General features: G+C 66.8%; 12 protein-coding genes. 4 read left to right on the top strand and 8 right to left on the bottom strand.

Annotation, left to right across the window (positions count from 1 at the left end):
- Positions 1-9 precede the first annotated feature (9 nt).
- The 8 genes from AC07O3_RS24810 to AC07O3_RS24775 form a co-directional block, all read right to left on the bottom strand.
- Positions 10-2,010, bottom strand: a complete 2,001-nt coding sequence (locus AC07O3_RS24810) for a DUF3300 domain-containing protein (RefSeq protein ID WP_495340566.1) — start codon at positions 2,008-2,010, stop codon at positions 10-12.
- A 180-nt stretch (positions 2,011-2,190) separates the two neighbouring features.
- Positions 2,191-2,829, bottom strand: a complete 639-nt coding sequence (locus tag AC07O3_RS24805; RefSeq protein WP_093049955.1) for a DUF3299 domain-containing protein — start codon at positions 2,827-2,829, stop codon at positions 2,191-2,193.
- 3 nt (positions 2,830-2,832) lie between these two features.
- Positions 2,833-4,095 carry an ABC transporter permease gene (locus AC07O3_RS24800; protein ID WP_093049958.1) on the bottom strand — a complete coding sequence of 421 codons (1,263 nt, stop codon included), beginning with the start codon at positions 4,093-4,095 and terminating at the stop codon, positions 2,833-2,835.
- Entirely contained in the window at positions 4,092-4,838 is a 747-nt protein-coding gene (locus AC07O3_RS24795) for an ABC transporter ATP-binding protein (protein WP_426391902.1), read from the bottom strand. Before AC07O3_RS24795 ends, AC07O3_RS24800 begins: the two co-directional genes overlap by 4 nt.
- A gap of 4 nt (positions 4,839-4,842) precedes the next feature.
- Positions 4,843-5,442: a DUF2796 domain-containing protein gene (locus AC07O3_RS24790; protein WP_093049964.1), complete on the bottom strand. Its 600-nt coding sequence runs from the start codon at positions 5,440-5,442 to the stop codon at positions 4,843-4,845.
- Positions 5,439-6,347: a sulfurtransferase gene (locus AC07O3_RS24785; RefSeq protein WP_440533771.1), complete on the bottom strand. Its 909-nt coding sequence runs from the start codon at positions 6,345-6,347 to the stop codon at positions 5,439-5,441. The genes AC07O3_RS24790 and AC07O3_RS24785 overlap by 4 nt, the downstream gene beginning before the upstream one ends.
- A 39-nt stretch (positions 6,348-6,386) precedes the next feature.
- Positions 6,387-7,319, bottom strand: coding sequence for a DMT family transporter (locus AC07O3_RS24780; protein WP_256216693.1), 933 nt, complete (start codon positions 7,317-7,319; stop codon positions 6,387-6,389).
- Between the two features lie 58 nt (positions 7,320-7,377).
- Entirely contained in the window at positions 7,378-8,520 is a 1,143-nt protein-coding gene (locus AC07O3_RS24775; RefSeq protein ID WP_093075350.1) for an aromatic ring-hydroxylating oxygenase subunit alpha, read from the bottom strand.
- 227 nt (positions 8,521-8,747) lie between these two features.
- Here AC07O3_RS24775 and xseB point away from each other — a divergent pair, with 227 nt between their 5' ends.
- The 4 genes from xseB to AC07O3_RS24755 all read left to right on the top strand — a co-directional run bounded on the left by xseB (position 8,748) and on the right by AC07O3_RS24755 (position 13,160).
- Positions 8,748-9,014, top strand: a complete 267-nt coding sequence (xseB, locus tag AC07O3_RS24770) for an exodeoxyribonuclease VII small subunit (RefSeq protein ID WP_007829283.1) — start codon at positions 8,748-8,750, stop codon at positions 9,012-9,014.
- On the top strand, positions 9,011-9,931 hold the full coding sequence (locus AC07O3_RS24765) for a polyprenyl synthetase family protein (protein ID WP_495340565.1): 921 nt from the start codon (positions 9,011-9,013) through the stop codon (positions 9,929-9,931). The genes xseB and AC07O3_RS24765 overlap by 4 nt, the downstream gene beginning before the upstream one ends.
- Positions 9,932-10,112: 181 nt before the next feature.
- Positions 10,113-11,969, top strand: a complete 1,857-nt coding sequence (gene dxs, locus AC07O3_RS24760; RefSeq protein ID WP_093049976.1) for a 1-deoxy-D-xylulose-5-phosphate synthase — start codon at positions 10,113-10,115, stop codon at positions 11,967-11,969.
- Positions 11,970-12,080: 111 nt separating this feature from the next.
- On the top strand, positions 12,081-13,160 hold the full coding sequence (locus AC07O3_RS24755) for a TRAP transporter substrate-binding protein (protein ID WP_093049979.1): 1,080 nt from the start codon (positions 12,081-12,083) through the stop codon (positions 13,158-13,160).
- Positions 13,161-13,170 lie beyond the last annotated feature (10 nt).

The raw sequence follows: 13,170 nt of genomic DNA, 5'->3' as shown, positions 1-13,170 counted from the left end.
GCAGGCGCGCTACTGCTGTTGCTGTCCGGGCTCGCCGGGCCGTCCCGGTGGGCGCCGCGCCGCGACCGCAGCCGCTGCGGCCGCGCGCTGTTGCTGCTGCTGGGCCTGCTGTTGTTGGTGCTGCTGCTGCTGTTGCTGCTGGCGCTGGATCTGCTGTTGTTGCTGCTGCGCCTGTTGCTGGGCGCGGGCCTGCTGTTGCTGCATCTGCTGCTGACGTTGCTGCTGCTGTTGTTGCATCGCCTGTTGCTGTTGAGCGCGCGCGGCTTGTTGCTGAGCCTGCTGTTGCGCTTGCTGCTGGCGGTGTAGCTGCTCCTGCTGGGCTTGCTGCTGCTGCCGGGCCTGGTTCTGGGCCTGCTGCTGTTGCGCCTGTTGGCGCTGGACCTGCTGTTGCTGTTGTTGGGCCTGCTGCTGCGCACGGGCCTGTTGCTGCGCCTGCTGTTGCTGCTGCATCTGCTGGCGGCGCGACTGCTCTTGCTGGGCCTGTTGCTGGCGCTGTTGTTGCTGGCGTTGCTGTTCCTGCACCGCCTGTTGCTGTTGGCGCTGCTGTTGCTGCGCCTGCTGTTGGGCCAGCTGTTGTTGTTGCGCTGGTTGGGCTTGCTGGCGGCGCGCAGGGTCTTGCTGCTGCTGGAGCCGGGCCTGGCGTGCCTGCTGCTGTTGCTCGCGCGCTTGCTGTTGTTGCTGTTGTGCCTGCAACTGCTGGGTCTGCTGCTGCGAACGTTGCTGGGCTTGTTGCTGCGCCTGCTGTTGATGCATCAGGGCTTGCTGCTGGCGGACTTGTTGTTGCTGCTGTTGTTGCGCAAGCACCGCCTGCTGCTGTTGCTGCTGCTGGCGTTGTTGTTGCTGTTGCTGCGCGAATAGTGCCTGCTGCTGTTGCGCAGGGCCCGGGCCGGCCGCGAAGTTGGGTGGCGGTGCCCCCGGCGGCAGCGCGCCGCGCGGTCCGCCATTGTTGTTGTAGACATTGCGCACGTTGTTGTTGACCACCGTGGTCGAGCGCGAGATGTAGGTGCTGTTGTTGTAGACCACGGCCGGCCGGGCGAAGGCTGGCTGCACGGCGGGGCCACGATCGCGGTCACGCCCGCGCGGCGCGCCCCAGTTCATGTTCCATGAGTGCCAGCCCCAGTCGTGCCGCTCCAGCGCGGCGCCCACGATCACGCCGGCTCCGAACGCGAGCGCACCGGCAGCCGCCACCTGGCCGCCGCTGTAGCCCCGCGACACCACCTCGACCGGCGGTGCATAGGCATAGCCGGGATAGATCGGCTGCGGCTCGCCGTAGATGACCTGCGGGTCATAGGCCGGCACGTACACCACGTCAGGCTGCACGGGCTCGATGGTGATGTACTGCGGCGGCGGCTCGATCACCGCGGGGCCTGCGTACATGGGCTGCATGTCCGGCGAGGGCGCGTAGTTCTGCGGTGGCGCAGCGCTGGCCACGCGCAGCTTGTCGTTGTTCTTGAGGCGGCCCGCCTTCGATGCGCGCTGGCGCATGACCTGGATCGCGTTCATCACATCGGCCGGGTCGTTGTAGTAGGCCTGCCCGAGCGCCTCGGTCCACGGGATGTTGCCGGCCATCTGGTCGATGACGGGGCGGAATGCGGTGAGCGACTTCACGCTCGGGTCCCAAGGCTGCTGGTTGGCTGCATCGGACAGCGGACCGGCCTTGAGGTTGCGGTTCTGCGCAAGCCATTCGTGCGCGGCGGTGATCTGCTCGGGGTAGGTGGCACCGGCCAGGATCTGGGCCACCAGCTTGTCGGGGTAGAGCGCGATGGGCGCGACCATCTGGTAGAGCTGCTCGGCGGCGGGCGGCGTGTAGGCAGCCTGCACCGGGGCTGCGGCAGGGGCCGGTGTCTGCGGCACCGAGGGCGCGGGAATGGTGGTTGCCGGGTCGGTGGCGGCGGCAGTGGGTGCGGCAGCCGGCGTACTGGGGGTCTTGTCGCAGCCTGCGAGGACGAGGGCGCCGATGCACAGCGAGATCGTCAGCAGTCGCGGAGCGAGGGGGAGATTTTTTGTCATCTGGAGTTCCATGAGGACGCCGGCGTCGTGCCCGGAACTCTTTCAACGGTGCGCGGCAGCAGGCGATGACAAAGCCTGCGCCGTGGATGCAACGGTCTGTGTCGGTGGTGCGCCGTCAAACCTGTCGGCGCAGAACCACACGGCAGGGAGGCCGCTGCCTCCCGCGCTGCTGCGTTGCTGCTACTTGGCGCCGCCCGTGTACTTGGTGACGCTGGCGGCGCTCACGTGGTAGCCGCTCACGCCCATCATCGAGTCGTTGCGCAGGGTCTGCAGCTTGCCGGTGACCCACACAGTGTCCATGGCGCGGAACTTGGCGCCCTTCTGCGGCACCACGTGCAGGATCTGGTTGGCGGGCGGCGGCGGCGTGTGGATGCAGGCGCCGAAGTAGGGCACCAGCAGGAACTCGGTGACTTCGCCCTTGGCCTCTTCGAGCGGCACGATGAAGCCCGGAATCTTGACTTCGGTGCCGTTCATCGCGGGGTTGGTCGGCGCGTTGTTCGACACCTCCTGCATCTTCATGAGCAGCTCGTTGGCGCGCGGGTCGCCATCGTCGAGTGCGCTCAGGTCCATGCCTTTGAACTCCTTGGCCGGGTCCCAGTCCTTGGGCACCAGTTCTTCCCAGGTGATCTGGCGAGGCTGGCCCGGTGCGGCCTTGGCGGCGGCGGGTGCCGCGGCCTTGCCACCCAATGGGTTGGTGGCGGTGGTGTCCTTGGGCGCGGGCTCGGCGGCCCAGGCGGCGGCTGTGAGGCCGGCACCGGCGATCAGCATTGAAAGCCGGATGAAAGCTTTGCTCTTGGACGTCGTGTGTGCAATGGGCATGGTTCAAATCCTCGGTGAGAGGCCGTCGGCAAGGGAGAGTCGGTAGGCGCGGATGCCAGGCAAGAGGCTTGCCAGCCATCCAGCGACCAGCAGGCTTGCCATGAGCAACCATTCGTTCAGTGTAGGTTCTGAAAGGCTCAATGTCAGCCCGAACTGTGCCTGCAGCCATGGCGAGAGCAGGGCGATGCCGAGCACCGCCATCACCACGCCGAAGGCCACGCCCAGCACGGTGACCATCGCGCCTTCGAGTGCGAGCAGCGCCAGCACGTGGCGCAGGCCCGCGCCCACGGCGCGCAGCACGGCGAGTTCGCGGCGGCGTTCGTTGAGGCCGGCCATCACCACAGACACCAGCCCTGCGAGGCTCACCAGCGCGACCAGCGCCGACATCAGCAGCAGCGCGTTCTCGCCGATGCCGATCACGCTCCACAGTTCGTCGAGCGCCACGCCGGGCAGGATGGCCATCAGCGGCTCGCCGGTGTAGGTCGAGATCCAGCGCTGCACGCCGAACACGGCTGCGCGGTTCTTCAGGCCCACCAGCGCGGCTGTCACGTTCTTGGGCGTGAGGTCGAACTTGCGCACCTGCTCGGCCGGAATGTGCACGCCCGGCATCGGCGCGCCGCCCACCCATTCGAGGTGGATGGCTTCCATGGCCGCGAGGCCGATGTGCACCGTGCGGTCGACCGGCGTGCCGGTGCGCGCGAGCACGCCGACCACGGTGAAAGGCTTGTCCGCATGCTCGGCCACGTTGAGCTCGCCGCTGCCGTGCGCGAGCGTGATCTTCTGGCCCACGTGGTAGCCGAGCTTGTCGGCCACTTCGGCGCCAACTACAGCATCGAACAGTTCGCTGAAGGGCTTGCCCTCGCGCAGCTTCAGCGTCTGCTTGTCGCCGTAGCGGAAGTGCGTGAAGTAGTCGGTGGAAGTGGCCAGCACAGCGAAGCCGCGGTGCGAATCGCCGAGCGACAGCGGCACCACCCAGTCGACGCCCGGGTGCTCCGACAGCGCCTGCACGCTCTTCCACGAGATGTTGTTGGTGGCCGCGCCGATGCGGAACACCGAGTACAGCAGCAGCTGCGTGGAGCCGGTGCGCGCGCCCACGATCAGGTCGGTGCCCGAGACGGAGGATGCGAAGTTCTCGCGCAGCTCGGTGCGGATGCGTTCGACACCCAGAAGAAGAAAGGTCGACAGCGCGATCGAGAACACCGTCAGCGCGAGCGTGAAGCGCCGGTTCCAGGCGCTGCGCCAGGCAATCGAGAAAAGTGCTTTCATGCGTCCACCGCCATTGCGCTGGTGGCGGCGCGGTTGATCTCGGGCAGCAGCACGTGTCGCACAAAGCGCTGCGCGATGCGCTGGTCATGGCTCACGAACACGAGCGCGCTGTGGTTCTCGGCGCAGGCTGTCAGCAGCACGTCGAGAAAGGCTTCGCGCCGGTCTTCGTCGAGCGCCGAAGTGGGCTCGTCGGCAATCACTACTTCGGGCTGGCCAATGAGCGCTCGTGCAGCGGCCACGCGCTGCTGCTGGCCGACCGAGAGTTGCAGCGCCTGGCGTTTCCACAGGTTGCGGTCGAGGCCCATCTGGTGAAGCAGGTGCTCGGCCTCGTCGCGCGAACTGCCGTTGCGTGCGGCATTTGCTTCGCGCCGCTGCGAGAAGCGGCAGGGCAGCAGTACGTTGTCGATCACGCTCAGGTACGGCAGCAGGTTGAACTGCTGGAAGATGTAGCCCACGTGCGCCACGCGGCTGCGGTCGCGCGCTGCGCCCGAGAGCTTGGACCAGTCGTGCCCCAGCAGCGTGACGCGGCCTTCGTTTGCCACCAGCACGCCGGCCAGCAATGACAGCAGCGTGCTCTTGCCGCAGCCGCTCGGACCATGCAGGAACACCGATTCACCTGCGGTGATACGAAAGGCCTCGATGTCGATGCACGGTGTTTTCACGCCGGGCCATGCGAAGCGCAGCGCTTCGGCGGCGAGCACGACGCGCAAGGGCGACGACTCTGCCTCGGGATGGGTACTCACAGCGTTACTTGCCCCAGCTGAGCCGGGCGGGCTGGCTTGCCTGCGCGCCGGCCGGGCGCTTGAGCTGGCGCTTGAACTGGCCTTGCGCCGTGGCAATCTGCGAGTCGATCTGGCGCAGGCCCTTGAACACGCTGAACAGGTTCAGGTCGATGAACTTCGCGGCCGCCGCGTTGGTGCAATTGAAGGAGAAGGTGGCGTCGAGGTCGGCATGGCCGACGGGCTCGCTCGGATCGGGGTTGCCCAGGCCCAGCGCGCCGGAGCGCAGGTCGACCGGGCCGAGCTTGCAGTTGGCGGCCGGATCGACGATGAAGAGCTTGTCGGCCGCGCGCAGCTGCGCAACTGCTTCCTCGACGAGCTTCTTCTCGGCGTCGGTCTTGGGTGCGCGTTCGAAGCCGACGATGTTGTCGAGCGGTGACTCCATGTCGATCACCACCGTGGGGCCGTCGACGGCCACGTCGAGCTTGAGCTGGCCGTGCACGTGGGCGTGCTGCTGCTGGGCCTGTGCGGTGAGGAACGGGGCGGCCGCGAGGAGGGCGGCGGCGATGGCGAGGCCGGTGGTGCGGCCAAGGCTTCGGGAACGTCGATTCGTCGTCGTCAATGTCATGGTTCAGCGCCTTGCCGGGTCGGCAGCCCCGGCGTGTTGCTCCATTCGCTCCAGCTGCCGGCATAGAGCGCGGTCGTCCCGAATCCCGCGATCTGCATGGCGAGCAGATTCGGCACGGCGCTCACGCCGCTGCCGCACTGGTGGACGACTGTCGCCGCGTCGCGTCCCGCGAGCAGCGCTTCGAACTCGGCACGCAATTGCGATGCCGGCTTGAATTTGCCGTCGGGGCCGAGGTTGTCGGCGAAAGGCCGGTTGAAGGCCCCGGGGATGTGACCGGCAATCGGGTCCAGAGGTTCCACCTCGCCGCGGTAACGTGCACCGGCGCGTGCGTCGATCAGGTTCTGGTCAGGCTGGCCGAGCCGGCGCACCACGGTGTCGGTGGTGACGAGCTTCGCAATCGGCTCGCCCATGACAAAGTTCGACTGGAAGCGCGCGGGCTCCTCGCTGCTCGTGACTTCGCCGCCAGCGGCCTGCCAGGCCTGCAGGCCGCCGTCGAGCACGGCCACTGCGTCGTGGCCCATCCACTTGAGCATCCACCACAGGCGGCCGCAGTAATTGGCGCCGTTGCGGTCGTACACCACGGCCTGCATGCCGTTGGCGAAGCCGATGCTCGAGAGCCAGGCCGCGAACTTCTCGCGGCTGGGCAGCGGATGGCGTCCACCCGAGGCGGGCAGGCCGTCTTCCTGCGCCACGACCACCTCGCCGTGCGCGCCGGGGGCGCCGTGCTTCGCGCTGAGGTCGGTGTCGAGGTTGGCGTACAGCGCGCCCGGAATGTGCGCGGCCGCGTATTGCTGCGCGCCGCTCTCGGGCTTCATGAGGTCGAAGGTGCAGTCGAACACCATGAGAGGCGTGTCCGTCGATTGCAGCTTGCGGAGTTGTTCGACGCTGATGAGGGTGGTGTACATGGTGTGTGTCCTTCTCTGGTCAGGTCAATGCAGAAAGAGTCAATGTTCCTCGGCCGGCGCCTTGGGCACCGCCCGTTGTCGCAACACGGTTGCAGCAATGCCGCTGGCGATGATAAGGGCCATGCCGGCCCAGCCGGTGGCATCGATGCGGTCGTTGAACAGCACCACGCTGTAGAACGCCGCGAACACGATGCCCGAATACTGCAGGTTGGCCACCACCAGTGTGCCGGCCTGGGTCTTGGCGGTGGCGTAGGCGCGGGTCATGCAGAGTTGTCCGAGGGCGGCCAGCAATCCGATGGGCAGCAGCCACAGCGCATGCTGCCAGGTCCAGGCGCCACCGCCCGAAAACCCGGTGGCCGCCGTGGCGAAGGCTCCGGCCACGGCCGAGCCGACCGCGAAATAGAACACCGTGCGCAGCTCGGGTTCGCCGATGCGCGACAGCGCCATCACCTGCATATAGGCAAACGCGGCCGTCAGGCCCGACAGCAAACCCAGCATGCCCGCGAAGCCCTCGCTGCCGTTGACGCTGGGCTTGAGCATCAGCACCACGCCCACGAAGCCGGCGAGCACGGTCAGCACCAGCGTGCCCTGCAGCGGCGGGCGCTCCACGCGGCCGTCGCGCCCGGGCACCGGCACCCAGGCCAGCAGCGAGCCGCCGACCAGGAAGGCTGCGACCCACACGCTGCTCATGTAGTTGAGGGTGACGGCCGTGGCCAGCGGCAGGTGGGCGATGGCATAGAACCAGGCGCCCAGCGACAGCACGCCGATGGTGCTGCGCCACGCGTGCATGCCGGGGTATCGGGTGGCCAGCGAGACGCCGCGATTGCGGGCCAGCAGCCAGAGGAAGACGATGCCGATCAGGCCACGGCCCAGGACCATCTCACCGCTGTTGAACCACTCCGAGGCGACTTTCACGACCACGCTCATCGTGGCGAACAAAAAGGCCCCCAGCACCATCCACAGCGCTTGCATCGTTTCGACTCTAAGGTAAGAAAAAAGAGTGCCCCGGCGAGTGCGGGGCGGGCCGGTCTCAGGCTGGTTTCTGCATCGCGGCCTTGTACCACTCGTGGAACTGCTGCATGCCGTCTTCCATCGGACTCTGGTAGGGGCCGGTCTCGTTGTCGCCGCGCAGCATCAGCGCGCGGCGTCCGGCGTCCATGCGCTCGGCGATCTCGTCGTCTTCCACGCAGGTTTCCATGTAGGCAGCCTGCTGGGCTTCGACGAACTCGCGCTCGAAGGCGACGATTTCCTCGGGGTAGAAGAACTCGACCATGTTGAGCGTCTTCGTCGGGCTCACGGGGTGCAGGGTCGACACCGTGAGCACGTGCGGATACCACTCGACCATCACGTGCGGGTAGTAGGTGAGCCAGATGGCGCCGTACTTCGGCGGCTTGCCGTCGCGGTACTTGAGCAGTTGCTCCTGCCACTTCTGGTAGACCGGGCTGCCGGCGCGGCCCAGGCGGTTGGCCACGCCTACCGTCTGCACCGAGTAGCGGGGCTTGAACTCCCAGCGCAGGTCGTCGCAGGTGACGAAGCTGCCCAGGCCCGGGTGGAACGGGCCGACGTGGTAGTCCTCGAGGTAGACCTCGATGAAGGTCTTCCAGTTGTAGTTGCACTCGTGCAGCTCGACGCGGTCGAGCGCGTAGCCGCTGAAATCCAGGTCGGCCTGCGGGCCGAGGCCGGCCATGTCGGCCGCCACGTCGGGGCCGGAGCCGTCTGCGTTCTTCTCGAAAAGAAGGCCGTTCCACTCGGTGAGCGGGTAGTTGTGCAGGTTCAGGCAGGGGTCCTGCTCGAAATGCGGGGCGCCGATCAGCGTGCCGGTGGTGCGCGAATCGCTTGCGGCGTAGGTCCAGCGGTGCAGCGGGCACACGATGTTGCCGCCGGCCTGGTTGTCGAGCTGGCCCCGGCCTTGGAGGATCAGGGCCTGGCGGTGGCGGCAGACGTTGGAAATCAGCTCTACGCCCTTGGGCGTATGGACCAGCGCCCGGCCCTGATGCTCCTGCGGCAGGGTGTGGAAGTCGCCCATTTCGGGCACGGCCAAGCGATGGCCGACATAGCGGGGCCCTCGCGCGAAAAGGTTTTGCATTTCGCGGGCATAGAGCGCCTCGTCGAAATACGCGGAAACTGGAAGTTGGCTCGCGGCCTGCTGCAGTTGAAGACTTAAATCAGACATGGAGGACCTGACCAAGCTCCCCACAGGGAGAAAAAGAGAAAAGAACGGAAGGCGCCGCCAGGAAGGGTCGGCGGCCCGAAGAATGTGTTGACGTCGTCAACGAGAGAAGTTCGCATTGTACCCGGGGGGCATTTTTGTGCCCCCGGCTTTTCACCCGGTCCGGCGGCGGTCGCCAGTTGTTTCGATCCCAGTCCTAAAATGCCCGATTTCACCCACGTTTCGCTTGCATGCCCAAGGTGCCCCCCCCTTCCTCGTCCAGCCCGGCGGCAACGCCCGATACGGGCCCGCTGCCTGCCAGTTACGAAGCCGGGCTCCAGGAACTGGAGCAACTGGTGGCGGAACTCGAATCGGGCCAGTTGCCCCTCGACCAGCTGCTAGTCAGCTACCAGCGCGGCGCGGCGCTGCTCGCCTTCTGTCGCGACAAGTTGCAGGCGGTCGAAGACCAGATCAAGGTGCTCGATTCGGGCAGCCTGAAGGTCTGGACGCCTGAATGAGCGCCGCCGCGCTGAATTCCAGCCATTGGGACGCCCGCACGCTAGCCGGCTGGAGCGACCCCCATCTGGCGAATGTCGAAGCGGCGCTGTCGCGCTGGGTCGGCGTCGACGCCCCCGTGCTGCTGGGCGACGCCATGCGCTATGCCGTGCTCGACGGCGGCAAGCGGCTGCGACCCCTGCTGGTGCTGGCCGCCAGCGAGGCCGTCGGCGGCAACCGCGCCGCCGCCCTGCGCGCGGCCTGCGCCACCGAACTGATTCACGCCTATTCGCTGGTGCACGACGACCTGCCGTGCATGGACAACGACGTCCTGCGCCGCGGCAAGCCCACCGTGCACGTGAAGTTCGGCGAGGCCGACGCCTTGCTGGCCGGCGACGCGCTGCAGGCCCTGGCCTTCGAACTGCTCACGCCCGATGGCGACGAGATTCCCGCCTCCACCCAGGCCCTGCTGTGCCGCCTGCTCGCGCGCGCCGCGGGCAGCCAGGGCATGGCCGGCGGCCAGGCCATCGACCTGGCCAGCGTCGGCATTGCGCTCGACGAAACGCAGCTGCGCGAAATGCATCGCCTGAAGACCGGCGCGCTGCTGCAGGGCAGCGTCGAGATGGGCGCCGCCTGCGGTTCGGTCGCCCCATCGGCACTGGCCGCGCTGCGCGACTACGGCGCCGCCATCGGCCTCGCGTTCCAGGTGGTCGACGACATCCTCGACGTCACGGCCGACTCGCAGACCCTGGGCAAGACCGCCGGCAAGGACGCCGCGGCCGACAAGCCAACCTACGTGTCGCTGCTCGGCCTCGACGGCGCGCGCGCCCAGGCCCGCCAGCTGCTGGCCGATGCGCTCGCCGCCTTGGAGAAGAGCGGCCTGGCCGACACCGCAGCCCTGCGCGCGCTGGCCCACATGGTGGTCGACCGCGACCGCTAGGATGAAACTTACCCCCAGTCTTCGCGCACTTCGTGTCGCTTCGCCAACCCCCTTTCAGGGGGCGACACCAGCAGCCCGGCAAAGCCGGTTCCGCGGTGTCTCCCGACTGAATCGCGGCAGTTTCATGCGTTGCGGGCCCTACGAAGCGTGATGGAACACTGAGAAAAGAAAATACCTCCCCATGGCTCCGCTGCTTCCCACACTTCACGACCCCTCGCCGATCCGCAAATACGACCGGGCGCAACTGCGCCAGCTGTCCGATGAGGTGCGCGCCAGCGTGCTCGACAACGTCTCGCGCACCGGCGGCCACCTGAGTTCCAACCTCGGCACGGTCGAACTCACGGTCGCGCTGCATCACGTGTTCAACACGCCGCACGATCGACTGGTGTGGGACGTGGGTCACCAGACCTACCCGCACAAGATCCTCACGGGTCGGCGCGAGCGCATGCCCACGCTGCGGCAGATCGGCGGCATCTCGGGCTTTCCGCAGCGCAGCGAGAGCGAGTACGACACCTTCGGCACTGCCCACTCGTCGACCAGCATCTCGGCCGCGCTCGGCATGGCCATGGCCGCCAAGCAGAAGGGCGAAGACCGCCACACCGTGGCCATCATCGGCGACGGCGCGCTCACGGCCGGCATGGCCTTCGAGGCGCTGAACAACGCGGGCGTGTGCGACTGCAAGCTGCTCGTGATCCTGAACGACAACGACATGTCGATCAGCCCGCCGGTGGGTGCGCTCAACCGCTACCTCGCGCAACTGATGAGCGGCAACTTCTACGCCGCCGCCAAGAACGTCGGCAAGAGCATGCTGCGCAACGCACCGCCGCTGTTCGAGCTGGCCAAGCGCCTGGAGCAGCATGCCAAGGGCATGGTCGTGCCGGCCACGCTGTTCGAGCAGTTCGGCTTCAACTACGTGGGCCCGATCGACGGCCACGACATCGACTCGCTGGTGCCCACGCTCGAGAACCTCAAGCACCTCGAAGGCCCGCAGTTCCTGCACGTGGTCACGAAGAAGGGGCAGGGCTACAAGCTGGCCGAGGCCGATCCGGTGGCCTATCACGGCCCCGGCAAGTTTGATCCGCAGGTGGGGCTGGTCAAGTCCGCTGCGGTGGCCAAGCAGACCTTCACGCAGGTATTTGGCCAGTGGCTGTGCGACACGGCCGCACACGACGGCCGCCTCGTGGGCATCACGCCCGCGATGCGCGAAGGCTCGGGCCTCGTTGAATTCGAGAAGCGCTTTCCCGACCGCTACTACGACGTCGGCATTGCCGAGCAGCACGCCGTGACCTTCGCGGCCGGCCTGGCATGCGAGGGGCTGAAGCCAGTGGTCGCGATCTACTCGACCTTCCTGCAGCGCGCGTACGACCAGCTGATCCACGACGTGGCGATCCAGAACCTGCCGGTGGTGTTCGCGCTCGACCGCGCGGGCCTCGTGGGCGCCGACGGCGCCACGCATGCGGGCGCGTACGACATCCCGTTCCTGCGCTGCATTCCGAACATGAGCGTGGCCTGCCCGGCCGACGAGCGCGAGTGCCGGCAACTGCTGTCGAGTGCCTACGAGCAGAACCATCCGGTGGCCGTGCGCTATCCGCGCGGTTCCGGCGCAGGCGTCACGCCGCACCTCACGCTCGAATCACTGCCCTTCGGCAAGGGCGAGATTCGCCGCGAAGGCAAGCGCATTGCCATCCTCGCGTTCGGCACGCTGCTGTACCCCGCGCTCACCGCCGCCGAGTCGCTCGACGCCACGGTGGTCAACATGCGCTGGGCCAAGCCGCTCGACGTCGAGCTGCTGCTGAAGGTCGCAGGCACGCACGATGCCATCGTCACGCTGGAAGAGGGCGCCATCATGGGCGGCGCGGGCAGTGCGGTGCTCGAAGCACTGCAGGCTGCCAACGTGCAGAAGCCGGTGCTGCAACTCGGCTTGCCCGATCGCTTCATCGAACACGGCGATCCGGCCAAGCTGCTGGCGTCGATCGGACTGGATGCCATCGGCATCGAGGCATCGATCCGCGAGCGCTTCGTTTCGAGCGCAGGGTAAACCCCTGCCGGCGGCTGTAAGCGCGTTTTTACAATCGTCCGGACTTAGACAAAAGTCCCCAACGCGGTCACAAGCCGCGTTTTGTTTTTCCAAGAACTCGGAGAGCTATCAATGGATCGTCGTTCCCTCATCAAAAACGCCGGCATCGCGGGCGTTCTGGCTGCCGGCATCGCACCCGCGGTTCACGCCCAAGCCACCGTTCGCTGGCGCCTGGCGTCGAGTTTTCCCAAGTCGCTGGACACCATCTTCGGCACCGCCGAGGTGTTCTCGAAGAGCGTCAGCGACATGACGGGCGGCAAGTTCCAGATTTCCGTGCATGCCGGCGGCGAGCTGATGCCCGCATTCGGCGTGGTCGACGGCGTGCAGAACGCCTCGGTCGAAATGGCCCACACGGCGCCGTACTACTTCTACGGCAAGGACCCGACCTTCTGCCTGGGCTGCGCAGTGCCCTTCGGCATGAACACCCGCCAGCAGAACGCCTGGATGTACGAAGGCAACGGCCTGAAGCTGATGCGCGCGTTCTACGCCAAGTACAACATCATCAACCTGCCGGGCGGCAACACGGGCGCGCAGATGGGCGGCTGGTTCCGCAAGGAAATCAAGTCGGTCGCCGACCTGAAGGGCCTGAAGTTCCGCACCAACCCGTTCGCGGGCAAGGTGCTCGAGCCTTTCGGCGTGATCCCGCAATCGATTCCCGGTGCCGACCTGTACCCGGCGCTCGAAAAGGGCACGCTGGACGGCCTCGAATGGGTCGGCCCGTACGACGACCAGAAGCTGGGCTTCAACAAGATCGCGCCGTTCTACTACTACCCCGGCTGGTGGGAAGGCGGCCCCGAGCTCGACTTCTACATCAATACCAAGGCATGGGAAGGCCTGTCGGCCGAGTACAAGGCCATCGTCGAGGCGGCTGCCGCACACGCCAACATCACGATGACGGCCAAGTACGACTCCAAGAACCCGATCGCGCTGAAGCAGCTCGTGGGTTCGGGCACCAAGCTGCGTCCGTTCTCGCAGGACGTGATGAATGCGGCCTTCAAGTCGGCCCAGCAGATCTACTCGGACCTGAACAACACCAACCCCGAGTGGAAGAAGATCTACGGCGACTGGTCGAAATTCCTGGCCGACCAGAACGCCTGGTTCCGCTACACGGAAGGCACCTTCGACCGCTTCATGCAGCAGCAGAAGCTGTAAGCAGGCGCCT

It is taken from the genome of Variovorax sp. GW821-FHT09D05 (assembly GCF_059416325.1).
The sequence above is the reverse complement of the archived record's forward strand: the minus strand, read 5'-3'. Positions and strand labels throughout refer to the sequence as shown.